Origin of the sequence: Streptomyces sp. NPDC127097 (genome assembly GCF_042724075.1) — a bacterium.
Taxonomy (GTDB): Bacteria; Actinomycetota; Actinomycetes; order Streptomycetales; family Streptomycetaceae; genus Streptomyces.
Genome location: NZ_JBHXFI010000003.1, coordinates 159726 through 185001, shown reverse-complemented (window position 1 = coordinate 185001; position 25276 = coordinate 159726). Strand labels below are relative to the sequence as shown.

19 protein-coding genes and 3 pseudogenes are annotated in these 25276 nt (G+C 69.9%); 7 read left to right on the top strand and 15 right to left on the bottom strand.

Features of this window, described 5'->3' with window-relative positions:
• Window positions 1-370 precede the first annotated feature (370 nt).
• From ACFWJW_RS04570 to ACFWJW_RS04510, 13 genes and pseudogenes are all read right to left on the bottom strand, one after another.
• Window positions 371-589 (bottom strand): hypothetical protein, encoded by a 219-nt coding sequence (locus ACFWJW_RS04570; RefSeq protein ID WP_387234770.1) that lies wholly within the window; start codon window positions 587-589, stop codon window positions 371-373.
• Between the two features lie 231 nt (window positions 590-820).
• A complete protein-coding gene (locus ACFWJW_RS04565) occupies window positions 821-1861 on the bottom strand; it encodes a vWA domain-containing protein (RefSeq protein ID WP_387234767.1) in 1041 nt (346 codons plus the stop codon).
• Between the two features lie 215 nt (window positions 1862-2076).
• On the bottom strand, window positions 2077-2271 hold the full coding sequence (locus ACFWJW_RS04560) for a hypothetical protein (RefSeq protein ID WP_387234765.1): 195 nt from the start codon (window positions 2269-2271) through the stop codon (window positions 2077-2079).
• A 232-nt stretch (window positions 2272-2503) separates the two neighbouring features.
• Window positions 2504-3010, bottom strand: a pseudogene (locus ACFWJW_RS04555) (MFS transporter); the annotation flags it as partial.
• Window positions 3011-3281: 271 nt separating this feature from the next.
• On the bottom strand, window positions 3282-5819 hold the full coding sequence (locus ACFWJW_RS04550; RefSeq protein ID WP_387234763.1) for an ABC transporter permease: 2538 nt from the start codon (window positions 5817-5819) through the stop codon (window positions 3282-3284).
• A 51-nt stretch (window positions 5820-5870) separates the two neighbouring features.
• Window positions 5871-6623, bottom strand: a complete 753-nt coding sequence (locus tag ACFWJW_RS04545) for an ABC transporter ATP-binding protein (RefSeq protein ID WP_387235111.1) — start codon at window positions 6621-6623, stop codon at window positions 5871-5873.
• Between the two features lie 161 nt (window positions 6624-6784).
• Window positions 6785-8047 carry a sensor histidine kinase gene (locus ACFWJW_RS04540; RefSeq protein WP_387234761.1) on the bottom strand — a complete coding sequence of 421 codons (1263 nt, stop codon included), beginning with the start codon at window positions 8045-8047 and terminating at the stop codon, window positions 6785-6787.
• 5 nt (window positions 8048-8052) lie between these two features.
• Window positions 8053-8790: a two-component system response regulator CseB gene (gene cseB, locus ACFWJW_RS04535; RefSeq protein WP_387234758.1), complete on the bottom strand. Its 738-nt coding sequence runs from the start codon at window positions 8788-8790 to the stop codon at window positions 8053-8055.
• Window positions 8791-9059: 269 nt separating this feature from the next.
• A complete protein-coding gene (locus ACFWJW_RS04530) occupies window positions 9060-9626 on the bottom strand; it encodes a ribose-5-phosphate isomerase (RefSeq protein WP_387234755.1) in 567 nt (188 codons plus the stop codon).
• Window positions 9627-9635: 9 nt separating this feature from the next.
• The gene (locus ACFWJW_RS04525) at window positions 9636-11366 is read right to left on the bottom strand and encodes a dihydroxyacetone kinase family protein (RefSeq protein ID WP_387234752.1); all 1731 of its coding nucleotides are present in this window, start codon (window positions 11364-11366) and stop codon (window positions 9636-9638) included.
• A gap of 34 nt (window positions 11367-11400) precedes the next feature.
• The gene (locus ACFWJW_RS04520; protein ID WP_387234749.1) at window positions 11401-12855 is read right to left on the bottom strand and encodes an FGGY family carbohydrate kinase; all 1455 of its coding nucleotides are present in this window, start codon (window positions 12853-12855) and stop codon (window positions 11401-11403) included.
• On the bottom strand, window positions 12852-13901 hold the full coding sequence (locus tag ACFWJW_RS04515) for a 2-hydroxyacid dehydrogenase (RefSeq protein ID WP_387234746.1): 1050 nt from the start codon (window positions 13899-13901) through the stop codon (window positions 12852-12854). The genes ACFWJW_RS04520 and ACFWJW_RS04515 overlap by 4 nt, the downstream gene beginning before the upstream one ends.
• Window positions 13898-14569: an HAD family hydrolase gene (locus ACFWJW_RS04510; protein WP_387234743.1), complete on the bottom strand. Its 672-nt coding sequence runs from the start codon at window positions 14567-14569 to the stop codon at window positions 13898-13900. Before ACFWJW_RS04510 ends, ACFWJW_RS04515 begins: the two co-directional genes overlap by 4 nt.
• Window positions 14570-14694: 125 nt before the next feature.
• Between ACFWJW_RS04510 and ACFWJW_RS04505 the strand changes: the two genes are divergently transcribed.
• Both ACFWJW_RS04505 and ACFWJW_RS04500 read left to right on the top strand, forming a co-directional pair.
• Window positions 14695-15480, top strand: a complete 786-nt coding sequence (locus ACFWJW_RS04505; protein ID WP_387234740.1) for a DeoR/GlpR family DNA-binding transcription regulator — start codon at window positions 14695-14697, stop codon at window positions 15478-15480.
• A gap of 172 nt (window positions 15481-15652) precedes the next feature.
• Window positions 15653-16975, top strand: a complete 1323-nt coding sequence (locus tag ACFWJW_RS04500) for an MFS transporter (protein WP_387234737.1) — start codon at window positions 15653-15655, stop codon at window positions 16973-16975.
• 310 nt (window positions 16976-17285) lie between these two features.
• On the opposite strand, the gene ACFWJW_RS04495 is transcribed toward ACFWJW_RS04500, so the two are convergent.
• Window positions 17286-17513, bottom strand: coding sequence for an EF-hand domain-containing protein (locus ACFWJW_RS04495; RefSeq protein ID WP_387234734.1), 228 nt, complete (start codon window positions 17511-17513; stop codon window positions 17286-17288).
• A gap of 453 nt (window positions 17514-17966) precedes the next feature.
• Between ACFWJW_RS04495 and ACFWJW_RS04490 the strand changes: the two genes are divergently transcribed.
• On the top strand, window positions 17967-18209 hold the full coding sequence (locus ACFWJW_RS04490; protein WP_387234731.1) for a hypothetical protein: 243 nt from the start codon (window positions 17967-17969) through the stop codon (window positions 18207-18209).
• Between the two features lie 522 nt (window positions 18210-18731).
• Here the strand turns inward: ACFWJW_RS04490 and ACFWJW_RS04485 are convergent.
• Window positions 18732-19313, bottom strand: coding sequence for a TetR/AcrR family transcriptional regulator (locus ACFWJW_RS04485; RefSeq protein WP_387235108.1), 582 nt, complete (start codon window positions 19311-19313; stop codon window positions 18732-18734).
• A gap of 75 nt (window positions 19314-19388) precedes the next feature.
• Here ACFWJW_RS04485 and ACFWJW_RS04480 point away from each other — a divergent pair.
• From ACFWJW_RS04480 to ACFWJW_RS04465, 4 genes and pseudogenes are all read left to right on the top strand, one after another.
• Window positions 19389-19553 (top strand): annotated as a pseudogene (locus ACFWJW_RS04480) (MFS transporter); the annotation flags it as partial.
• Window positions 19528-20748: pseudogene (locus ACFWJW_RS04475) on the top strand (FAD-dependent monooxygenase). The pseudogenes ACFWJW_RS04480 and ACFWJW_RS04475, both read left to right, overlap by 26 nt.
• Before the next feature lie 130 nt (window positions 20749-20878).
• Window positions 20879-24271, top strand: a complete 3393-nt coding sequence (locus ACFWJW_RS04470) for an NB-ARC domain-containing protein (protein WP_387234729.1) — start codon at window positions 20879-20881, stop codon at window positions 24269-24271.
• An 88-nt stretch (window positions 24272-24359) separates the two neighbouring features.
• Window positions 24360-24788, top strand: coding sequence for a VOC family protein (locus ACFWJW_RS04465; RefSeq protein WP_387234727.1), 429 nt, complete (start codon window positions 24360-24362; stop codon window positions 24786-24788).
• Window positions 24789-25276 lie beyond the last annotated feature (488 nt).

The following is a 25276-nucleotide window of genomic DNA, read 5'->3' as shown; positions in this document are numbered from 1 at the left end:
TTTACGGCGGTGGATTGTTCACGAGAAACGACGTCGCTGCATGGCGATGTCCCGCCGTCAGGATGTGACGCCGTTGGTTGATTAGGGTCCCGTTGCTGCATCCGGTTATTGCATCCCGTTGAGCTGTTGCCCGGCGGGGCGAAGCGCTGCGACGCGCTGGTGCGGGGGAGGGCCCGGGGACGTGGGTGAGCTGAGCCATCGATGCCGGTGAGGGTGATCGCGGCGCCGGTGAGGTGGCACCGGAGCCCGGTCTCGGCCAAGCCCCGATGGCGAGATCTGCGCAGCCCGCAGCCCGCAGCCCGCAGCCCGCAGCGTCCTGTGACCGGGCAGGCTTCCTCCTGCTCTGCCGGCGCCTTACCTTGACCCAGATTCACTCGAACGGGAACAGGTTTATTCCCAGCGAGTGCGGCTGGGCGGGCACTGCCTTGTCCGGATGCGTACCGTGCCGCACACCGTGCTCGGGTGCAGCGCGCTGAAGCATTGACACCAGAGCATCGGTCGGACATCCCGGAAGGCCCGCCCGGTCCAGCAGCATCCACGCGAGGGTGCTCTTGCCCACCCGCGGAGGGCCACCAATCAGGTAGATCACCTCAAGGCCGTACCTCGGACGGCGACTTGAGCGATTTAGCTGGGGTCGGCTCGTCAGTGGGGGTTGGGCGGAGGCTGTCGGGGGACGGTGCGTGTGCGTCGGTTTTTGAGGTTCGGTCCGGCTTGTCCGCGGGGTTCGTGTTGCCCTGCCCGAGCAGTCGGCGCGGCCGCCCCGCGGTGTGTTGAACGTGAAGAGTGCCCCGCCGGTCGGGCCGGCGGGGCACTCAAGGCATCAGATCATGAGGAGGAGCCGTGTGTGCTTTACGAGCTTCCGGTTTACGCTGGTGCTTTGCACGAAGATCGTGAAGTCGTCGTTGTGGTCGGGCTTGATGCGGACTTCCTGGTCGGGCAGGCCGAGGAGGGCTCGGGCCTGCGGTCCCGTGTACACCCGGTCCGTCTTCTTCTCCAGCACCGCGATCTGCTTCCGTGCCTGGATCTTCTCCGACTTGCTCAGCTGATAGAACGCACAACCGGTTCGGTAAGTGTGCCCGCATTCAGTGACCCAGTCCCGGATCGCCGCTTCGCGAGCCACTGGAATCAGCTGGTATTCCGACGGATCCACCGGGGTGAGGCCAGCTGCCTTTATGGTGTCCTTGTTGACTGCCTCGGCGCCCGTGGAGAATACCGCCCGCGATCCCCGGATGCCCTGGGCGCGGCCCATCATAAAGTTTTCGGTTGCCTGCTGGATGACCTGGCCGGCCTCCTCCAGACCCTGTGTGCTCGTGGCGTCCCAGATGGCGATGTTGTCCTTCGGGAAACCGCACTGCATGGCCTCGCGCTTGCCCATCTGGTCCGGCACAAGGACGGCCAGCGTCCAGTTGTCCTTCTGCGTCGCGATCATCTTGGACACGGCCTGCACCAGTTCACGCGGATCCTTGGCAGGGGCATCCAGGCAGCGATGACTGGCGTTCTCCTGTCCGTCGGTCAGAACGAACGTCAGGAAGCTGTGGTCGCCGTAGAGTTGAGCGGTCTGCGCCAGCTCCTGCTGCGACTTGAGAGTGGCCGCCAGCAGAGCCGTCATTCCACCGACCCGGTAGAGCTGCTTCAAGGACGGCATTCGCAGCACGTCCTTGTCGTAGATGACGCACTCCACCTTGTCCGCGAAGACATAGACCGTCACGCGGGTTTCCTGGTCCAGTTCCTTCGACCGGCGGGCCAGATAGGCAATCTGCTGGTCGGCGACTTCGACGACCTTACGGTTCAGATGCGACATGGACGAACTGGCATCCAGCACAAGAGCAACGTGATTGATGTAGTTCTGGTTTCCGGACATAACTGCTCCCCGTGTCTTCCGACTTGATGTTTCTACCTTCTCACCCACCACTGACAATCGACCTTGGAGCCAGATGGGATGCCTGCACGAAGGACCTGTCGGCGGGGCAGCTGACCCAGACGTCCTCGCGGGGCGCGCCCGCAGGCTGGTCCGTGCCGGCCGACAGTGCCGTGGGACCGCCGGCCTGTTCTCGCGGCGTTCCGATCCCGCAGGTCTCAGCCGGTGAGCGCGGTGAGCGGCGCGGGCAGTGGGCCCGGGTCGCCGGTGCGTTCGGCGACGCCTCCGCTGTCGCTCGGGCCCTCGGGGAAGGCGGACATGTCGTCGGCGTTCCACCCGTACAGCACGTCCGGGGCGCTGTCGCCGAAGGTGAGCCGCCCGGTGTCGCCGGGCAGTTGGGCGGTGCCGCGCACCGGGCCGAACGGTGGGGCCAGGAAGCTGCCCGTACGACGCTGCTGGTCGGCGGCGGTCCGGGCCTGGGCGGCGAGCAGCGCTTCGGGCGGGGCGGTACGGGGGTTGGTGCCAAGGTGGGCAGCGAAGATGTGGCCGGTCTCGCGGGCCTCGGTCAGGGAGCGGGTGGAGAACGGCAGCGGCGCGCTCTGGAGGACCTCCGGCGGAACAGGCCCCGGGCATCGTTCAGTTGGAGAAGCGGACCACTTCGTCGTGTGCGCGGGCCTGGTTGAAGGACGGCGATTCGGTGACGCGCAGGCGCACGACCAGGCCGACCCCGACGAGGATGATGCTCAGCAGGAAGGGGATGCGCCAGGCCCAGGCGGTGAAAGTGCCGTGCCCGGCCAGGGAGTTCGTGGCCAGGAAGACGAGGTTCGCCAGCACCAGACCGGCCGGCGTGCCCATCTGGGGGAAGCCCGCGTACAGGTTCCGCCGTCCCTCGGGGGCGTGTTCCATCGACATCAAGGTGGCCCCGGCGCCTTCACCGCCCAGGCCGGTGCCCTGGACGACGCGCAGCACGACCAGCAGCAACGGGGCCCACAGGCCGATGGTGCCGTAGCCCGGCACGAGCCCGATGAGGGGGGAGCCCATGCCCATCAGCAGCAGCGAGACCACCAGCGTGGAGCGGCGTCCGAGGCGGTCGCCGAAGTGCCCGAAGCCCAGGCCGCCGAGCGGACGGGCCACGAAGCCCACCGCGAGGGTGCGAGGGCCGGCGCCGCGATCCCGCCCAGGCCGATGGCCGGCAGCGGCGCTGTCACCAGCGCTGTTCGCCGTCGGCTACGGCGGCGTCGCCGGCTACGCGGATACGTCATGGAGCAGCTTCCTCCCGGGCGGCGACGGTCAACCGCCCCGAAACGGTGGGTGGGGTGAGTGGTACTCAGGGAACCGATCCGGGGGGCGATTCGGGTTGCCTGCTTCCTGCTATGGATCGCGACCCCGGCGGGATCCGTGGAAGATGGCCGGAGGCTGTGCGTCACGCCTCCGCGACGGCTTCCAGCGGGCTCAGGGCGGCTGCCCGGCGGGCCGGGACGGCGGCGGCGAGGGCGCCGATCGTGAGGGACACCAGGCATACGAGGAGGAGCGTCCCCCAGGGCAGTGCCAGGGAGTACTCCGCCATCGCGCCGTTGGCGAGTGCGCCGGCCGCCCAGGCGCTGAACACTCCGCCTGCCAGGCCCAGGAGGGTGCCGAACGCGGCGACGGTCACCGCTTCCAGGCGGATCATCCGGCGGATGCCGGTGCGGTCCATGCCGAGGGCGCGCAGTGCGCCGATCTCGCGGGTGCGTTCGGCGACCGACATGGCCAGGGTGTTCACGATGCCGAGCGAGGAGATGACGGCGCCGATGGCGAGGAGCCCGTACATCAGGGTGAGCAGGTTGCTCATGGTGCCGGCGGCCTCGCGCACCAGCTCGGCGCGGTTGTGCACCTTGAGCAGGGGGCTGTTGCCGACGGCGGTGCGCAGGTCGTGCCCGGTCGCGTCATCGGCGCGGACGAGGATGCGCTGCACGGAGTGGGGCAGGAAGCTGTCCTGCTGGACTTCGGTGCGTGCGCCCAGCGCGTCGCGGGCGGTGGGGTTGTCCTGGTAGACGCCCACGACGGTGTGGAGCTTGAGGGTCTGGTTCCTGCCGATGCTGATCTTGATCCGGCTGCCGGTGGTCAGGCCGTGCTTCCGGGCGAGGCTGCTGGAGACGGCGATCCGGCCCGGTCCGAGGTGGGTGTCGGAGCCGCTGAGGAAGTGGAGCTTCATGACCTGGTTGACGGTGGCCGGGTCGACACCGGAGATCTCCTGGACCTTGCCGCCGATGAACACGGTCGAGTCCGCGACGGCGCCGGCGGTCCGCACGCCCGGCGCTCGGGTCACGCGCCGCACGGCGGCCGGGTCGATGCCGGTCATGGTGTTGCTGGTGCTGATCACGTAGTCGGCGCTGAGACCGGCCGCGGCCTGGTGGTCGAGGGCCTGCCCGGTGGAGTTGCCGATGATGGCGAGGCCGCTGACCAGGGCGGTGCTGATCAACAGCGTCGCGGCGGTCGCGGCGGTGCGGCGCGGGTCGCGGAGCGCGTTCAGCTGGGCGAGTCGGCCGGTGATGCCGAACCGGCGGGTGACGCGTCCGGTCAGCCGGAGCACCGGGGGCGCGAGCACGGGCGCGACCATGATCAGGCCGATGATGAGGAAGCCGCAGCCGAACATCGCGCTGTTGAGGTTGTCTTGGGACGCGTCCTTCGCGGTGGCGGCGAGCGAGGCCAGCGTGCCGACGCTGAGGGCGAGCAGGGCTGCCCCGGCGATCGGGCGCACGCGGGAGCGGGGGGCGGGCTGTGCGGCCGAGCGCAGGGCCTCGACCGGGGCGATCTTCGCGGCCCTGCGGGACGGCAGCCAGGCGGCGATGACGGTCACGCCGATCCCGACGAACAAGGCCGCCGCGATCGGGCGAGCGCCGATCACCAGGCCGCCTTGGGGCAGTTGATTCCCGTCACTGCTCAGCAGGCCGGGCAGGACCTGGGCGATGCCGAGGCCGACGAGGAACCCGGCCACCGAGGCGGCGAGGCCGACCAGGAAGGCTTCGGCGAGGAGCGTGCGCACCACCTGACGGCGCGTCGCGCCGATCGCCCGCAGCAGCGCGATCTCACGGGTGCGCCGGGAGACGAGCATGGTGAAGGTGTTGATGATCAGGAACGAGCCGATGAACAGCGCGACCGCGGCGAAGACCATCGGCATCTTCGCGTAGCCGCGGGTCAGCGTGCCGACGAAGAGGGCCTGCTGGGCGGCCTGGGCGGCGCCGGAGGTGGCCTCGGCCCCGGCCGGGAGCATCGCGGTGACCTGCTGCGTCAGCGCGGACTCGTCGACGCCGGACGCGGCGGACACGTCGATGCTGGTGTAGTGGCCTGGGGTGGCGAACAGGCGCTCGGCGGTGGCCTGGTCGAACAGGGTGAGGGTGCCGCCGGCGGTGACCCGGGTGTCTTTGGTGGTGACGATGCCGACCAGGTGTTTGGTCATGGCCGGGCCGTCGGTGGCCAGCGTGATCGTGTCGCCGAGCCGGAAGTGGCCCGCGGTGGCGGTGCCCTGGTCGACGGCGATCTCACTGCTCTTGGTCGGGGCGTGGCCCTCGATCAGCGGATAACGGGAGTCCTTGCCTTTGCTGCCCGGTACGTAGGCGGCGGCCTGGTTCGCGCCCATCTTGACGCGCAGCGGGGTGCCGTCCGCCGCGTTCAGGGCGGCGCTGCCGTCGACCGACGGCCGTACGGCGGCGACGCCGGGCACGGTCGTGAGTTTCCGCGCGAGCGTGTCGGTGAGGGGGCTCGGCCGGTTCGCAGAGGTGCCGGGCGGGGGGTCGGCCGCGGTGACGCTGACCGCGATGCCGGCGAAGTTCTTCGACTCGGCGGCCTGGTAGGCAGCGGCGGTCGAGTCCGCGAAGACGAGAGTGCCGGAGACGAACGCGACACCCAGGCAGACGGCGAGGACGGTCATCAGCAGACGTGCCTTGTGCGCCAGGACGTTGCGCAGGGCTGTACTCAGCATGAGGAGCTTTCAGGGATGTGGAGAGACAAGGACATGCGGCGCAGGCGAGGGTCAGCTGGTGCGTGAGCCGGCGTCGAAGATCTTCATGACGTCGAGGACCCGGTCCGGGGTGGGGTGTGCCATCTCGTCGACCTGGCGGCCGTCGGAGAGGAAGATCACGCGGTCGGCGTATCCGGCGGCGACGGGGTCGTGGGTGACCATGACCACGGTCTGGCCCAGCTCCCGTACCGAGTCGCGCAGAAAGCCGAGGACCTCGGCCCCGGCGCGGGAGTCGAGGTTGCCGGTGGGCTCGTCGCCGAAGATGATCGCGGGGCGGGAGGCCAGGGCGCGGGCGACCGCGACGCGCTGCTGCTGCCCGCCGGACAGCTGTGCGGGGCGGTGGTCGAGGCGCTGGGCGAGGCCGACCATGGCGACCACGCGGTCCAGCCCCTGCTGGTCGGGCCGGCGTCCGGCGATGCTCAGCGGCAGCGTGATGTTCTCCAGCGCGGTCAGCGTCGGCAGCAGGTTGAACGCCTGGAAGATGAAGCCGATGCGGTCGCGGCGCAGCTGGGTGAGCTGCCGGTCGCCCAGCGTGCTCAGTTCGGTGGTGCCGATGCGCACGGAGCCGGAGGTGGGGGTGTCGAGCCCGGCGGCGCAGTGCATCAGGGTGGACTTGCCACAGCCGGAGGGGCCCATGATCGCGGTGAACTCGCCCTCCCGGAAGCCGATGCTGACCCGGTCCAGGGCCGTGACGCGGGTGTCGCCGCTGCCGAAGACCTTGGTCAGATCGGTGGTTTCGGCCGCGAGCCCGGGCGTCGTGTGCAGCGTGGTCGGGAAGCGGGGGGTGGTGGTCACGGCGGACTCCTCTTCGGGTGCGGAAAGGTGCACTCCGAAGGGTGTCCGGGGAACGTATCGGCGCCTGAGCCACCGTGTATCGGTGCCCGCGCCGCTTCGTAGCGGTTCTGTAGGGCGTGGGCCGCGGGCGGTCAGTCCGGCAGGCGCAGGGTGGCGACGGCGCCGCCGCCCGGGGCGTTGTCCAGATGCAGCTCGGCGCCGAGAAGCCGGGCCTGTCCCAGGGCGATGGTCAGGCCCAGGCCGTGGCCCGAGCCGCGCTCGGTGGCCCCCGTGTGGAACCGGCGCGGACCGTGGCGCAGCAGATCCGCCGGAAACCCGGGGCCGTGGTCGCGCACGACGACCGTACGGCCCTCGACGGTGACCTCGACCGGGGCCTCCCCGTGCCGGTGGGCGTTGACGACGAGGTTGCTGACGATCCGCTCCAGGCGGCGCGGGTCGGTCTCCACGGTCGTGGCGTCCCCCGCGCCCTGCGCATCGGCGACGGTGACCTCGGTGTCGAGACCGGTGCGCGCCACGGCCTCGGAGACGACGGCGCCGAGCGGCACCCGGGCACGGACGGGCTGTTCGGCCCCGGCGTCCAGGCGGGAGATCTCAAGGAGGTCCTCGACCAGGCCGCGCAGATCACGCACCCGGGCACGGAGCAGATCCTCCGTCTCGCCCGGCGGCAGCAGGTCGACGGACGCCAGCAGACCGCCGACGGGGGTGCGCAGCTCGTGGGCCACATCCGCGGTGAACTGCCGCTCGGTACGCAGCCGTTGGCCGAGACTGTCGGCCATCAGGTCGACGGTGGCGGCGATGTCGGCCACCTCGTCGCGGCCCTTGGTGGGCCCGGTCCGGGCGTCGAGGTCCCCGGCGGAGATCCGGCCCGCGGTCTCGGAGACCCGCCGCAGCCTGCGGGCGAGCAGCCCGGCCCCATAGACGGCCAGGGGCGTGGCCATCGCGAGTGTGACCAGTGAGGCCAACGTCATGGTCACGTCGAGTCGGCGCAGGTCGTAGAAGTCGCCGTTCATGTTGACCTGGACGGCGAGGACCGGGCTGCCCGGGCCGCCGGTCCGCATGGCGGCCCACACGCTCGGCCCCATATTTCCGTCCACGCGCTCGTCGTAGGCCGTGTGCCGGTCGCCGTCGGCCGGGTCACGCAGTGCGGCGGGCAGGTCGGCCGGATCGAGCTCGGCGCCGTCCGCCAGCGTGCCGGTACGCCGGTAGACCTCCATGGCCGAGTAGACCCCGTTGAAGGCTTCCCTTTCGGCCCGGTCGCGGATGTCGTGCGCGGTCCACAGGTGCACCAGCACGCCCACCGCCGCCACGACCAGGCACGCGGTGACCGCGGCCAGCGCGGCGATCTTCCAGCGCAGGGACGTGCGGTCCGGCCGCAGCCGGCGAAAGCGAAACACCGGTCTCAGCGCCTGAGCTTGTAGCCGAAGCCGCGGACCGTCTCGATCCGCTCCCGCCCCAGCTTTCTGCGCAGCCGCTGCACGCACAGGTCCACCACCCGGCTGTCGCCGTCCCAGCCGTACTCCCATACGTTGCGCAGCAGGGTGTGGCGCTCCAGGACGACGCCCGGGTGGGCGGCGAACTCCAGCAGCAGCTTCAGTTCGGTCGGGGTCATCGCCACCGGGCTTCCGGAGACGCGCACCTCCATGCCGGCGGTGTCGACGCTCAGGTCCCCGAAGACCAGCACATCCCCCTCGGACGCCCGCTCCTCGCCCGCGCCGCGCCCGGGTCCCGGGGCGGGCGCGTAGGTCGCCCGCCGCAGCAGCGAGCGGATGCGCGCCACCAGCACGTACGTCTCCACGGGCTTGACCACGTAGTCGTCCGCTCCGGCCTCCAGACCGGCGACCACATCGAGCCCGTCACCACGAGCGGACATCATCAAGACCGGCACCAAGCTGGTCTCCCGGACCCTGCGGCACAGGCCGATCCCGTCCAGACCGGGCAGCATCACGTCCAGGATCAGCAGGTCGAAGCTCTCCTCGCGGAAGAGCTCAAGCCCCGCGAGCCCGTCGGCGGCGGCCTTCACCTCATACCCGTAACGCTCCAGAGCGACGGTGAACGACCGCCGCATCAGGTCGTCGTCCTCCACCAGCAGCACATGAACAGCAGACGGAGAGGCCCCGGCCGGGGCGGATGAGGACACGGGGGATGGCTCCTGTTCGGATGGCCCAGTTCGGATGGCCCGGACATCAGCCGGCTGCACGCACAGTCGGCGACCTGAACGGAACGATACGACAGACTCCGAACGCGGCGACGGCTTCGGCGTCGCGGCCCACCGATTCGATGGATACTCAAGCGCTCTCTGATACCCACCGGATACAAAACACCGGTCGGCAGTGGTGAGCGAGCCGACGATGCCGACCTGCTGAAGGCGTCGTGGCCAGTGTGCGCAGGGTGGTGAGGCAGAGCCGGTCAGAGACCGCGCGGTTCCTCTCCGGTGAGTGCGGCGGCGTGCAGCGCGGTGCGCACGTCCGCGGTGAGCTGCTGCCTGGAGTCCTGGAAGCGGGCCAGCTCGTAGGCGCCGATCGCGGCGACCTTCTCGGCGGAGGTGGACTGCTCGTCGAAGTGCTGGCCGAGCCATTCGTCGACGAGGGTGCGGGCCAGTTCCAGGCCGATGACGCGCTGGCCGAAGCAGAGGATCTGGGCGTTGTTGCTGAGCACCGAGCGGCGTACGGAGTAGCTGTCGTGGGCGGTGACGGCGCGGATGCCGGGGACCTTGTTGGCGCTGATGGCCACGCCGAGTCCGGTGCCGCAGACGAGCAGCGCGCGGTCGGCGTCGCCCTCGGCGACGCGGCGGGCCGCGTCGACGGCCACATGCGGGTAGGCGGTGTGCTCGTCCCCGCGGACGCCGACGTCGGTGACCTCGGCGACCCGGGGGTCGGCGGCGAGGTCGCGCTTGAGGGCTTCCTTGTACTCCAGCCCGGCGTCGTCACTGCCCACGACGAGGCGGAGCGGTGGGGGAGGGGGCGCGATGGTCATCGTGGTTCCTTAACGCTTCCGGTGGGCGGCCACGGCTTCGAGCACCATGGCGAGGGATATGGCCCCGGGGTCGGGGGTGCCGAGGCTGCGCTCGGCCAGGGGGCGGGCACGGCCGAGCCGGGGGCGCAGTCCGGCGGTGGCCTCGGCGGCGGTACGGGCGTCGGCGGCGGCCTCGGCGAAGGCACTGGTCACCGGGCCGCCGTCCGTGAGGCGCCGGGTGAACGAGGCGGCGAACGGCTGGAGCGCGTCGACGAGGGTCTTGTCGCCCGGCTCCGCCTTGCCGAGGGAGGTGACGGCGGCCAGTGCGGCCGCGGCCCCGGCCGCCAACTCCTGGGGTTCGGGGGCCCGGTCGGCGGGAAGCGCGGAGCCCAGTGCCCGCAGCGCGGCACCCCACAGGGCGCCGGAGGTGCCGCCCGCGTCGGCCGCCCAGGCGTCACCGGCGGCGCCGAGCAGCGCGGCGGGGGCGGCGTGCTCCTCGTGGGCCCGCTCGGCGACGGCGAGGGCCGCGTCCACGCCCTTGCACATACCGCGCCCGTGGTCGCCGTCCCCGGCCACCGCGTCGAGACGGCCGAGGGCTTCCTCCTGCTCGTGCAGGACCTCGCAGGCGGCGCGCAGGGCCCGTACCGCGCGGTCCGTGGTCCGTCCGGCGGCGCCGGTGGCGGTGGGGAGAGGGGAGGCCGCGGAGGCACGGCGACCGGGGTCGGGGCGCGGGTGCCGTGCCTCCGTGGCCGGTCCGGCGGGGTGCACGGTTCCGCGGCGGTGGGCGGGCGTGTCGACGGGGGCGAGCCACAGGCGTTCCAGCTCGTCATCCAGCCAGGTCAGGGTGAGGGAGCAGCCCGCCATGTCGAGGCTGGTGACGAGCTCGCCGACCTCGGGTCGTACGGGTTCGAGCCCCTCCTCGGCCAGGAGGCGGGACACGGCGGCCCACAGGATGTACAGCTCCTCGTGTTTGGTGCTGCCGAGACCGTTGAGGAGGACGGCGACGCGGGACCCGGTGTGCGCGGGGCGTTCGGCCAGCAGTCCCTCGACCAGGGTGCGGGCCAGATCGTCCGCGGAGGTCAACTCGCCTTCACTGACGCCGGGTTCGCCGTGGATGCCGAGGCCCAGGCCGAGTTTGCCGGCGGGGACGGTGAACAGCGGCTCGGACCGGCCCGGCAGGGTGCAGCCCGCGAAGGCGACGCCGAGGGAGCGGGTGCGGGCATTGGTGCGTTCCGCGATCGTGACGACCTCGTCCAGCGAGGCGCCTTCCTCGGCGGCGGCGCTCGCGGTCTTGAACACCGCGAAGCCGCCCGCTATGCCGCGCCGCCGTGCGAGGTCGCCGGCGGGTGCGGAGGCGATGTCGTCGGTGACCGCGAAGCATCGCGCGGGGATGCCGTCCGCGGTCAGCTGCTGGGCGGCGAGGCCGAAGTTCAGCACGTCCCCGGCGTAGTTGCCGAAGAGGAAGAGGACCCCACCGCCGGATTCGGCCTCGACGGCCACCGCACGGGCGCGGTCGGCGGACGGTGAGGTGAAGATGTTCCCGATCACCGAGCCGTCGGCGAAACCGGGGCCGACGACGCCGCAGAAGGCGGGGTAGTGGCCGCTGCCGCCGCCGGTGAGGACGGCGACCTTACCGGGCCGCGGGCGCGCCGTCCGTATGACTCCGCCGGGGACCGCGGTGACGTACTCGGGGTGGGCGGCGGCGAAGCCGGTGACCATGTCGTCGGCGAAGCGTGCCGGATCGTTGAACAGGCGGGTCATACAAGGCTCCTGGGGGTGCACGGGCCGGACGCGGTCACCGGGACCAGCCCTCGCGGGCGGCGGCCAGGCTGTGCCGGTAGTCGGCGTAGCCCTGGGCGTAGAACTCGATCGCGGCGGGGTCGGCGGTGACGGTGCGGCGCTGGGCGTGCCACCGGCCGGCGTCGACGGGCTGCCCGAGGGCTTGCCAGGCGACCTGGGCGGCGCCGCGGATGCCGACCGCGTCGTCGCAGACGTACAGGTCGGTGCCGAGGACGCCGGCGAAGACGCGGGCCCATTCGGCGGACCGGGCGCCGCCGCCGCAGGCGGTGACGGCTCCGGTGACGCCCAGCGTCTCCATGCAGTGCCGGGCGGAGTACGCCACGGACTCGCACAGGGCGCGGATGACATCGGCGCGGGAGGTCAGCGGGGACAGGCCGTCCAGCCGGCCCCGCGCGCGGGCGTCGACGAACGGGGCCCGCTCGCCGCTGGCCGACAGGAACGGCAGGGCACTCACCCCGTCGGCGCCCAGGGGCGAGGTGGTCAGCAGGGCGTCGAGTTCGGCGATCCGCACCCCCAGCAGCTTCAGCAGCCAGTCGAGCCCCGCGGTACCGATCATGGCGGGCATCACCCGCAGATAGCGCCGCTCGTAGGGGGTGGCGAGCAGCATGCCGGCGGGCTCGTCGCCGGTCACCGGGGCCGGGTCGTCGGTGAGCACCTGGCTGGCCAGTGTGGTCCCGATGATCAGGTTGCCGTCGCCCGGCCGGGCCAGGCCCGAGCCGAATCCGCAGGCGGGGATGTCGAACGGGCCCGCGGAGACGGGCAGTCCGGGCGGCAGGCCGAGCTGTGCGGCCACGTCCGGCAGGAGGGGGAAGAGGGTGCCGGGCGGCGCGGGCTCGGCGAGCAGTCGCCGGTAGGAGCTCAGGCCGCAGAGGTCGAGGGCCGGTTCGTCGTAGGTGCGGGTGGCGACGTTCAGGAACGGCTGGGAGGCGTCGGAGGCGTCGACGGTGATCTGGCCGGTGAAGCGCTGGACGATGGCGTCCACGCAGTATCCGGCGACGGCGGCGTCGGCCAGGCGCTCGGGCTCGTGCTTGGCCAGGTGCGCGAGGAGCGGGGCGGCGGAGCCGGGGAACATGCCGGCGCCGGTGCGCTGGTGGACGTGGTGGGCGACGCCGTCGGCCGTCCAGCCGTCCAGGATGCCGGCGGCGCGGCCGTCCATCCAGGAGAGGGCACGGCCGACGCTCGCTCCTCCGGCGTCGCGCAGCCACAGCCCGTCGCCCTGACCGGTCAGGGCCAGCGCTTCGACGGGTTCGCCGAGCCGCCGGGCATCGGCGACCACCGCCCGAACCACGGTGATCACGGTGCCGATGACCTCGTCCAGGTCCTGCTCGACGCGGTTTCCCGGCAGGGTGTAGACGGTGCTGCGGGCCTCGTGGGCGGGGGTGGTGTGCCCGTCCCTGCCGATCAGCTGGGCCTTGGTGACGGAGGTGCCGACATCGACTCCGACGATCATCGGGCACCCCCTGGCAGCACTTCCGGGTTGGCGACGAACTTCAGCGGCTCACCGCGCAGGAAGCGGGCCGCCTCACCGGCGCTGATGGCGGCGGCGCGATGGGCGGTCTGGCGGGTGGCGCCGGCCAGGTGCGGGGTGGTGATGACGTGGGGGGAGCGGTGCAACGGCCAGTCGGCGGGCGGCGGTTCGAGGTCGTAGACGTCGAGGGCGAGGGCGCCGAGGCGGCCGCTCTCCAGGAGGGCGGGCAGCGGTGCGTAGTCGAGGAGGCCGCCGCGCGCGGAGTTGACCAGGACCGCGCCCTCGGGCAGGAGACCGAGGTTGTCGGCGTTGAGCAGGTGCCGGGTCTCAGGGGTGAGCCGCGCATGGAGGCTCACCACGGCGCTGCGGCGGAGGAGTGCGTCGAGGGCGACCAGTTCGACCCCGTCGGCGGCGGCCCGGGCCGGGTCGGTGTACGGGTCGGCGACCAGGACGTGGGAGCCGAAGGCGCGCAGCACGCGGGCGACGATCGAGCCGATGGCGCCGTAGCCGACCAGTCCGACGGTGGTGCCGTCGAGTTCGGTGCCGGCGTTGTCGTAGGCGTAGTAGTCGCCGCGCCAGACCCCCTTCTTCAGCTCGGCGTCGGCGGCCGGGATACGGCGCAGGGCGGCGAGCATCAGGCCGATGGCGAATTCGGCGGCCGCGGCGGCGTTGCGGCCCGGGGCGTAGGAGACCACGACGCCGGCCTTGGTGGCGGCGGCGAGATCGACGTTGACGGGGCCGCCCCGGCAGACACTGATCAGCTGGAGCGCGGGCGCCTGCTCGATGACCTGGGCGGTGAACGGCGCCATCTGGGTGAGGGCGATCTCGGCGTTGCCCAGGGCGGCCAGGACGTCGTCCTCGGTGCCGCTGGCCTCGTCGACACCGCCGACCGGGCCGAAGGGGGTGACCGGCCAGGGCGAGCGCAGCGAGCGGAAGGCGAGGTCGGTGCCGGGGGCGGCGTCCCGCAGGGCGTCGACGAACAGTTCCGGGGCGACGAATTCATCACCCGCTGCGAGGACCTGGGTCATGCCCGGTCACCTTCCTTCAGCCGGCTGATCAGGTAGCGGCGTACGGCGTCATGGTCGGCGGCGGTGAACCGGGCCGCGGCGAGCGCGTCGGCGGCCGGCGGGTACTGGGGGTTGGGGATGGCCACCACGGTCATCCCCGCCGCGGCGGCGGCGCGCAGGCCGTTGCTGGAGTCCTCGACGGCCAGGCAGCCCTCGGCGGGCACGCCGAGCTTCGCCGCGGCGGCCAGATACACATCGGGGCTGGGTTTGCCGCGGGCCACCTCGGCGCTGGAGACCGTCGCTTTGAAGTGGTGGTCGATGCCATGGTGCACCAGTACTCCGTCGATCATCCGGCGCGGCGCGGAGGAAGCGAGCGCGATCGGCGCGCAGGCCGCGGCTTCGGCCACCATCGCACGGGCGCCGTGCAGCAGGTCGATCCGGCCCTGTTCCAGGGCGTGGACCATACCGTCGACCACGGCCTGCTCGGTGGCGTGCGGGCTCTCGCCGCCACCGGCGAACGCGGTGAGGTAGGCGGCCCACTCGGGAGCGCTCATGCCCTGGCAGCTCCTGGTCTGCTCGGGCCCCCATGCCGCGCCGCGTTCGGCTGCGAAGGCCGTCCACAGCTCCTCCCAGAGGTGCTCGCTCTCGACGAGCACGCCGTCCATGTCAAATACCACTGCTTCGGCCACGGCCGGTACTCCTTACCATCGCGGTACCGGTAAATTAACGTCCATGGAGTTAGCTGTCACTAGTCGCGTGATAAAAACTTGGGCCGGTGACGTCACATCCGACCGGACGGGGCAGGATGAACGGCATGACCAATCAGGGGAAACGCGCCACCCGCCAGCAGCGCCAGCAGCAGATCGTCGACCACGTCGTGGCGCACGGAGACGCGACCGCGGCCGACCTGGCCGAGCTGACCGGCGTCAGCCTGATGACCGTGCACCGCGACATCACCGAACTGGTGGAACGCGGTGTCCTGCGCAAGTACCACGGCGGCGTCTCCGCGCAGCCGTCCACGGTCTTCGAGTCCAGCTCCGACTACCGGCTCCACTCCCATGTGGCGGACAAGAACGCCCTGGCCAAGGAGGCGCTGAAGTTCATCACGCCGGGCATGTCCCTGATGCTCGACGACTCGACCAGTGCCCTGGCACTGGCCAGACTGCTGCCGCAGGTGGGGCCGCTGACCGTGGTGACCAACTACCGCCTGATCACTGAGGAGTTGCGGGACGCGGAGAACATCCGGCTGATGTGCATCGGCGGGGAGTACTCCCGTACCCACGACTCATGGATCGGGCTGCCCGCGCTGGAGATGGTCGCGGGATTCTCGGTGGACCTCACCGTGCTCTCCACCTCGGCGATGACGGCCACCATGACCTTCCACCAGGAACAGGAGATCGTCGCGGTCAAGCGGGCGATGCGGGACGCCGGTGCGCGCCGCGTGCTGCTCATGGACCAGAGCAAGGTCGGCCGCAGCGCCCTGCACCGGCTGGCCGGCGTGGAAGCCTTCGACCATGTGCTGTTGACCGGCCCGGTCGAGTCCGGTCTGCTGGCGTCCATGGGCAAACTGACCGATGTCCGGGTGGTCGACACCGCCTGACCGGAACCGGCCACGCCACACCCGGGCAACACTCCGACTGATAATTTTAACGCGACTCTTGATATTTCCCATGGAGATGCTGACGCTGTAGGCGCCGACGAGGTTCACGTGGAACTTCGGGCTTCACTCACGGCCACCCGGCCGTCCGGACACCTACCGCAAGGAGGCACCCGTGGGTTCCACGTCCCCCACCCGCAGCGGGCCATCACCCAAGCTGACCGACCGGCTCGGCATACCGCACCCCCTGGCCTGGGGTTTTCTGGGCCTGCTGCTCTTCATGATCGGTGACGGTGTCGAGTCCGGCTACCTCTCGCCGTATCTGACCGACCACGGACTTTCCACACAGCGGGTCGCCCTGCTGCTGTCCGCGTACGGCATCACCGCCGCCGTCGCCGCGTGGGCCTCCGGCGCGCTGTCCGAGCTGTGGGGGCCGCGCCGGGTGATGTGGACCGGACTCGGCATCTGGGGCGTGTGTCAGGTGCTCTTCCTCGCCTTCGGCGTGGTGGCCTTCAACTACCCGGTCATGCTCGCCACCTATACGCTCCGCGGCTTCGGCTACCCCCTCTTCGCCTTCGGATTCCTGGTCTGGATCACATCCTCAACACCCCAGCGCCGGCTGGGCGCCGCCGTGGGGTGGTTCTGGTTCGCCTTCACCGGCGGCCTGCCCACCCTCGGCTCCCTGTTCGCCAAGGCGACCATCCCCGTCGTCGGCCAGTACGTCACCCTGTGGCTCTCCCTCGGCCTCGTCGTCCTCGGCGGCGCCATCGCCCTCATGGGTGTCCGCGAACCGCACGGCACGATGCGCACCGAAGGGCGCCCCGTCGCCACCCTGCTGAAGAGCATCACCATCATCTGGCAGCAGCCCAAGATCGGCATCGGAGGCGTCGTACGCGCCATCAACACCGCCCCCGAGTTCGGCTTCCTGGTCTTCCTCCCCCTCTTCTTCACCAAGACCATCGGCTTCTCACTGGGCTCCTGGCTGACCATTCTCAGCGCGATGTTCACCAGCAACATCATCTGGAACCTGCTGTTCGGCGTGATCGGCGACAAGCTCGGCTGGCGCCGCACCGTGGCGTACTGCGGCGGCCTCGGCTGCGCCGTCAGCACCCTGCTGCTCTACTACGTACCCCTGGCCACCGGGGCCCACATGGGCGTCGCGATCCTCGTGAGCGTGCTCTACGGCGCCACCCTCGCCGGATACGTCCCGCTGTCCGCGCTGATGCCGTCGCTCTCCCCGGAGCACAAGGGCGCGGCGATGGCCGTGCTCAACCTCGGTGCGGGGCTCAGCACCTTCATCGGCCCGGCCATCGTCGGTCTGGCCATCGGCCCGTTCGGCGTCGCCGGCATCATGTGGATCTTCGTGACCCTCTACGTCGTCAGCGCGGTCCTCGCCCTCTTCCTGCGCCTTCCCTCCGAGGACCCGGCACCGGCCACCGTCCAACAGCCCACCGCCGGCCGGGACATCACGCCACCGACCGAGCCGGTCGGCAGCTGAGGCGCCCGACGGACGCGGGGCCCGACACGCGCAGCGTCGTCCCAGCAAGGCCCGACCCACCGTCCCGCGTCACTGACAGCCGCCGACGGCTACGCGGTCCGCCGCACGGCTCCGTCCATGGTCCGGCAGACACACCAGTGCGCAGACCCCAGGCTCATGCCGGCCCGGGGGGCTGCGCACTGGTGTGTCCGGCCGGCTCAACACCATCCGCGGCAGGCAGCTCAGGGCTCCGATTCGCCCCAGAGCTGTTGCTGCGCCCGGCAGTTCTCCTGGCCTTGCGGTCTTTCTCAGGCCAGACGGCCCGGCAGCATCAGCCCTTCATGGCTGCCCAGAACTCCTCGAAAGACATCTGGCGATCGCCGTTGGTGTCGAGCGAGTCGATCAGCTCCTGAGCCTGCGACTCGGTGATCTCCGAGCCCTCCAACTCCGCCACGACCTTCCGGTATTCCTCCGCGCTGACCAGGCCGTCCCCGTCGAGGTCGTAGCGCTCGAAGACCTTCCGCGCCGCCGTCTCCATGATGTCTGTCATGTGCTCCATCCTTGTGCGATCTTCGCTGACGGGCCCAGGCTATCCGTCCGCCCCGAGCAACGCGGGCGCTACCCAACCCGCCCAGCTGTTGCCCACCAAGCCGCCCCAAGAGATGGCCAGGTCGAAGCCGCCCATCCGCTGTCCGTAGAGTCGCTCCCTACTCCTCACTCCGGCGCGGACGCAGCGGCCGTGGTCGTCTTCCCCGTCCCGGTCGAGACACGGTCGTGCCCGGAGCCCCCTGAATGGGCACAGGTGATCTTGCAGAAAATCCCACCCATTCCCGGAAATTCGCTTTCTGGTCCACCTCGTGCTCGCGAAGCTGAATCGCAGGCATTCCCTATTCCCCAACCCATTTGCCCTCACCGCGTAATGACGGTTCGAGTGACTGGAGTACCCGGCCTGCTCCACCAGTCAGCTGACCACCTAGACTTCCCCCGTCTTCAAAGCTGATCGGAGCACGACATGCGTCGCCTCGCCCTCACCCCCGTCCTCGTGACAGTCGCCGCGCTCGCACTCGCCGGGTGCGCACAGGACTTCGGCCAAGGCCCTGAAGGCCGGGTCACCGAAAAGACCAAGGACGGGAAGAAGTTCTACTTGGTCGTCGATCCCGCAAAGGGGGGAAAGGGGAAGAAGTTCCGGGTCAGCAAGTACGACTACCACGACTGCAACCGGGGCTCGAAGTACCCCAAGTGCATCGACGATTAGCCCCCGCAGTCCCTCCCTGCTGGGCCACCTCACTCCAGCGTGAGTTCTCCTACTTGGTGCAGTAGGCAGATCGCGTTGACCTGCGATACCGCAAGCCTCATTATCCCGTAGGGGTATTGAGAATTCTGATGGCGGCATCTCGCGGCTCCGACTGCCGGCGGTTGCCGCTCGGCGACTGGCATCTCGGGTTCTGGTGCCATCACCGTTGCCGTCAAACATCCCAGAAGCCCCGCCGGATTTCATTCCAGCGGGGCTTCTGGCGAACTCGCTCAACGATCGGAATCGGGCAAACCGAGCCCGCCGCGATGAGCCCTCGCGAGAGTGCCCTCTTCGATGCCGATTTACCCTTCATGGGCAACACGAAGGAGAGCAGCATTCTCAATCGTGCGTCGCGCCCTCTTCTTTGACGATGCATCGATTTCCTGACCCGCGACGAGGTCCTCGAAGCCGTCGACCGGCTCGCCACCCGAAGGGGGAGGAAGGTCGGCTGAGGGCGCACTGTTCTTTCATGCCGCCCCAGCCCTACACGGCTCGGTATGCCCGGAGAAAGGTCCGCACTCCCTCGACGACGAGTGGCCGGACGCGGGTGTCCTCCGCGGCATTCGCGGAACCGAGCCTGTCCAGCGCGACGCCGAAGGTCAGCGCGATGAACTGGTCGGCTGCGAGTCGGGGGTCGGGGACGTCGAGCAGCCCGGCGGCGGCAAGGGCGGCGAACCGCTCGGCAAGTGCCTCGTCGGGGGTGTCGGCCATGGAGTTGTAGCCCCGGTGCGGCAGGTGGCCGGACTCCGCCCGGACCAGGCGTTGCAGCGTTGCGTACTCCGCCGAGCCGAGCATGTCGGTCGCGATGCTCATCGAGAACGTGACCAGGGCGTCTTCGAGGTCGGCGGCCTCGGTGAGGTCGGTGAGGGTGTCGTCGAGGGTGCGCCGGATCGTGGTGATCAGTGACTGGCCGACGGCGTCGACCACGGCTTTGAGCAGCGTCTGCTTGTCGCCGAAGTAGTCGTAGACCGTCCGCTTGGACACCTCGGCCCGGGCGGCGACCGCGTCGACGCTGGTCCGGTCGAAGCCGTCGGTGAGAAACAGTTCCCGGGCCGCCGAGAGGATGGCGGCCCGCTTCCGCGTGGACCCCTCGCGTACGGCCGGGCCCTTCCTCGCCCGGCAATGACGGAAAGGACGTCCATGACCGCAACTCTGGCTCTCCCGGTTCGCATCGGAAAGGGCGCTGTCGCGGCCCTCGGCATGCTGGCAGTCGCCACCGGTGCCCTGGAGTCGGTGGTGACACCGACGCTCCCGCTCCTGCAACGCGAGCTGGATATGAATGACCCCCACCGGCCTGTTGAGGGATACCCGTACCACGGCGAGGCGCAAGGTCCTGATATCCGGGGCCGGCGTCGCGGGGCCCGCCCTCGCATTCTGGCTGAACCGCTACGGATTCGCGGTCACGGTGGTCGAGAAAGCGGGCACACCTCGTGACGGTGGTTACCCCATCGACGTGCGCGGCACCGCACTCGAGGTCGTCCGGAGGATGGGAATCCTGCCGCGACTTCAGGATGCGCACATCGACCTGCGCCGGCTGACCTTCCTCGACGGGGACGGCCGCGAGGTGGCCTCGGTCAACCCGCACACCGTCACCGGCGGTGTCGCGGGACGGGACCTCGAGGTGCGGCGCGGGGATCTGACCGGCGCTCTCTACACGGCGGTCCGTGACGACGTGGAGTTCTTGTTCAACGACTCCATCGACACCCTCGACCAGTCCGGCCACGGGGTCGACGTCACCTTCCGCGGGGGAAGCAGGCGTACGTTCGACATGGTGTTCGGTGCGGACGGTCTGCACTCACGTACCCGCGAGTTCCTGTTCGGCCCCGAAGAGCGGTTCCACCGCTACCTCGGCTACTGCTTCGCCGGATTCACCATGCGCAACACCCTCGGGCTCTCCCACGAGCTCATGATGTGGAACACCCCGGGCAGAGCCGCCGCACTCTAGGCCGTGGGGGACAACGACGATGTGCACGCCTTCCTGAACTTCGCCCACCCGGAACCGCCGTTCGACGCGTTCCGGAACCCGGCAGCCCAACGGGGCCTGGTCGCGGCGGTCTTCGCCGACGCGGGATGGCAGGTCCCGGGCATGCTTGCCGCCATGCGCGACGCGGATGACCTGTTCTTCGACGGGGTCAGCCAGATCCGCATGCCCCGCTGGTCCAGCGGCAGGGTCGCGCTGGTGGGCGACGCCGCGTACGCGCCCTCCTTCCTTACCGGACAGGGCTCCAGCCTCGCGCTCGTCGGCGCGTACATGCTCGCCGGCTCCCTGGCCGACCGGGACCACACCGCGGGCTTCGCTGCCTACGAACACCACACCCGTGAGTTCGTGACCGACAACCAGGAGCAGGTCGGCGAGGGCGATGCCACACTCTTCCCGACCACCGCCCGGGCCCTGGAGCAGCGCAACGACATGCTGCGCAATCTCAGCGCCATGCCCTCCGCGGAGGGCCGACCGGCCCATTCGGCCCTGACACTGCCCGAATTCATGCCCATGACGTGAGCCCGGGCACGCGCGCTGTGCCGCCTGCCGACTCCGCCGAGGCGTCAGTCAGGTCCGACTGCCGGCCTGCCCGCCGCCAAGGCGTCCGAACTGATGGCATGCGGTGAAGTGCAGACGCCAGGATGGTCCCATGGGCACAGGTAAGTGGAAAGCGCGCTTCTTGGCCGCACCAGGCGTGGCGGCATTGGTGTGGCTCGTGGTCACTGCCTTTCGGGACGGCTGGGGGGAAGCGGATCCTCTGGCGAGCGTTCTGGGAGCGGGTGCGGGTATCTTGGCGCTGCTCATGACGTTGTATTCCCAGTCCGGCGCAGGCAGGACGGCGGTTTCGCCTGTTCCCCCGCCGCCGGTGATTCCGGAGTGGGTCGTGGACCGCGAGGAAGCGGAAGTGGTGGCGTCCTTGGTGCGCCGCCGTGGCGGACGTGGATCAGTGGGCATTACCACCGGTCTGCACGGGGCGGGCGGTTTCGGGAAGACCACGCTGGCCCACGTCGTCTGTGCGCACCGCAAGGTGCGCCAACGGTTCCCTGGCGGCGTGCACGTGATCACGATCGGCCGCGATGTGCGCGGACGGGCCGCGATCGCGGCGAAGGTCGCGGAGGTGACCCGCTATGTCACGGGGGACACCATGGAAGCGGGAACCGATCCGGAGCAGGCCGGGGCTCGGTTAGGAGCCCTGCTTGATCTGCGTCCGCGTACGCTGCTGGTGCTCGACGACGTGTGGGAACCGGAGCAGTTGGCGCCGTTCCTCCGCGGGGGCGACAAGAACTGCGTGCGGCTCATCACCACCCGCAATTCGGCAGTCCTCCCCGGCGGAGGGGCTCGGATCGTCGTCGACCGGATGTCGCAGAAGCAAGCGGAAGCCGTTCTCACCCATGGCCTGCCGGAGTTGGCGACGTCCTTGGTCCAGGACCTGGTGCTGGTGACCGGGCGCTGGGCGCTGCTGCTGCGTATGGCGAACCAATGGCTGGCGGGGCAGGCTGCCACGGGCGCCGATCTCACGCAGGCCGCCCGTCGCCTGCTCGAACGGCTGCAACACCGGGGCCCCTCCGCGATCGATGGCGTGCCGCACCCCGTGGCCGCATTGGACCTTGACGATCCCCAGCGCAGGAACCAGGCGGTGCGGGCCAGTATCGAGGCCGCCACCACGCTGCTGCCGTCCGAGGGCGGTCGTCGCTTCGCGGAGCTCGGCATCTTCGCGGAGGACGAAACGGTCCCGGTCAGCCTGGTCTGCCGGCTGTGGCAGGCGAGTGCCGGCCTCCACGAAATGGAGGCGCGCGCATTGTGCAAGCAGATGGCTGATCTGTCCCTGCTCAGTCTTAACGCGCAGACTGCCGGCGGGACGATCGCCCTTCACGACGTGGTGCGCGACTATCTGCGAAGCGAACTGGCTCCAGAACTGCCCGCGATCCATGCCTGCTTCATCGACGCGATTGCCCACGATGTCCCCTGGGCTCCCGCTCCCCCCTCCGGAACGGGGCGGGTACGCGCATGGTGGGAGGTGTCCGACGGCTATCTCCTCGATCACCTCATCGAGCACATGGTCGAGGGCGGGCCGGCCACCCGAGCCGAGGAGGTGGCGTCCGACCTCCGATGGATCCGTACGCGTCTGCACCAGCGAGGCCCTACGGCCCCATTCAACGATCTCTCACTGATCGCTACGCCTTCCGCCCGTCTCATGGCCCAGGAGCTGGGACGTGCCGCTCCGCTGCTGACCCCCACGGAACCCGGTCACTTCCTGGACGACATCCTGTACAGCCGACTGGGGAACGTCCCGTCCTGGCGCGCCCAGGCAGCGTCCCTTACCCGGAGCGGAACGGTCCTCGTTGACCGGAACACCCCGCCCGACTTGCCCGATCCCTGCTTCGTGCTGGACCTGACGGAACACGCCGGGACACTGACGGCGGCCGCGATCACCCCGGACGGCACCCGACTGGCGAGCGGGCATGCGGACGGCGTCATCCATATCTGGGAAGTCACCACCGGCAGGCTACTGCGTACCATTGCCAGCCGGTCGGGACCCGTCAGCGCTCTCGCGATCGGCCCGGACAACTCCCGCATTGCCGCAACCGGCACCGACACGGAGAGCGTACGTCTGTGGGACCTTCGCGACGGTGAGCAGCTTCAGCAGTGGCGCAGGAACAGCTACTCCTGGAATCCGGCAGCACTCGCCATCAGTGGGGAAGACGTCTGGATCGCCGAACAAAACAACACCGTCCACGTCACCATTCGCGGTCTCGTCTCCGGCACCTGGCGCAGTGCGGAGGATATACATCAGCCATGCCGCCCCGGCGTACTCTCGGTCAGCCCGGACGGCCGCTGGCTCGCCACCCAGGAACAGCAACCCCCCATCCGCATCTGGGATACGCACGCCCCACACCAGGTACCGCCCCGCATCCTGACGCGGTACAGAAGGCATGCGTCCGCGCTCGCCATCAGCCCTGACGGACAGCGACTGGCCACAGCAGACTCCGACCACACCATCCGCATCTGGGACCTGGCGAGTGATGCCGGCCCGCGCTCCTTGACCGGCCACACGAGCCCAGTCGGAGCAATCAGCGTGAGCCCGGACGGCAGGTGGCTCGCCGCCGCGACCAGAACCGGTCACACGGCACGCGTGTGGGACCTGGCCACGTCACCCCCTGCCGTCAGCCGCGGCAGCCAGGTCTGGGACGTCGCCGTCAGCCCCGACGGGACCTGGCTCGTCACCGCTGACGCCGACCACACCCTGCGCACCTGGAATGCCGCGACCGGCACCCTTCGACAAGTCTTCACCGGGCCCACGGACCGGATCCGATCGGTCGCCATCACCCCGGACGGCGACCGGATCGTCACGGCTGGAATCGGCCGCGACCTGCGCCTCTGGGACGCACACAACGGCACCTGCCGCACCACCCTGTCCACCGGCTCTCCTCAGTGGACAAGGGCCCTCGTCGTCGCGCCGAACGCCGACTGGATCGCCACCGACGCCAGCGACAACACCATCCGCATCTGGGACTTGGCATCGGGCACGTGCCGGCGCGCGCTGTCCGGACACGGGCACCAGACGCGCGCCCTGGCCGTTACCGCGGACGGCGCGACTCTCATCAGCGCGGCAGACGACGGCACCCTACGCCTGTGGAACCCGACGAATGGTGAACTCCTGCGCTCCATGCGGGGGCACGGCATGCCAGTGAGCGCCTTGGCGGTCAGCCCGGACGGCCAGTGGATCGCCAGCGCAGGAAACGACCAGACCATCCGCCTGTGGAACGCCGCCACCAGCGAGCCCGTAAGTCTCCTGCGGGGGCACACCGCGTCGGTGAAATCCTTGGCGGTCAGCCCGGACGGCGAGTGGATCGCCAGCGCCGGAAACGACCAGACCATCCGCCTGTGGAGCACTGCCAACGGCGAACCAGCAGCCCTGATGCGTACGGAGTCCACCTTGGCTACCTGCGTTTTCTCCCCGCACAGCACGTCCCTGTACGTTGCCTCGAACAGTGGTGTGTTCGCCTACGACATCCGCGGTGACGCGCAGGTTGTCCGGTAACTGACCTTTGGCATGAGGGGAGTTGGTCAGGACTGGATCTTGGGAAAAACGACCGGTGGGAGGCGGAGTCTCCTGGTACGTTGCGGCGATGTCAGCGATCAAGAAGTTCCAAGTCACCTTTGACTGCGCAGAACCTGAGCGCCTCGCTCGCTTCTGGTGCGAGGTGCTGGGGTACGTCGTCCCGCCGCCACCGGAGGGGTTCGCCACTTGGGACGAGTTCAAGCGCTCGCAGCCACCTGAGCAGCGCGATTCATGGTTCGCTTGCAGTGATCCGTCAGGTGTGGGCCCGCGACTGTACTTCCAGCGTGTCCCCGAAGGGAAGGCCGCCAAGAACCGGGTGCATCTTGATGTGCGGGTCGGCACCGGACTCGTGGGGGAAGAGCGTCTCGCCGCACTTGAGGCCGAATGCGCACGACTGGTCCCGCTCGGCGCGGTACACCTGCAAACGCTGTATGACGGCAATGATGCGTGCATCCCGATGCTGGACATCGAAGGCAACGAGTTCTGTATCGACTGAGCCGCACGCTCGCCGTGACCTCGCACAGCCCGTGACCGGGCGAGCCGACCCAGCGCACGACCCCCATCCGCGCCTTCTGCACCGCCGCTACGCATCCCATCCAGCGCCTACCGCCACCACCAAGCCCGCCACATCGCCTGAGTAGACGTACAGTCAAGAGCTGTGGACTGACTGCCAACGACAGCGTGGGATCCGCTCTAGGACGTGCGGATGCGGGCCTACGGGAAGACGATGTCCACCAAGTGGGTCAGCCTCAAGAACCCCAACGGCACCCAGAAATTCTGCATGATGGGATGGTGGGTGCACCCCCTGTACCCGGACCCCCAGTACCGCAGTGAAGCCAAAGCCTGCGTTAAGTACTGACTCGGCTGCCCAGGGCCGTCCGATCGGTCATAGGTACATCACCGGACATGCCGTGGCGCTGAGACCAAACTCCTGCGCTACCGCAGGTCAGCGCCGTGTCGGCCTGAAGGGGTGCGCGTGGCTAT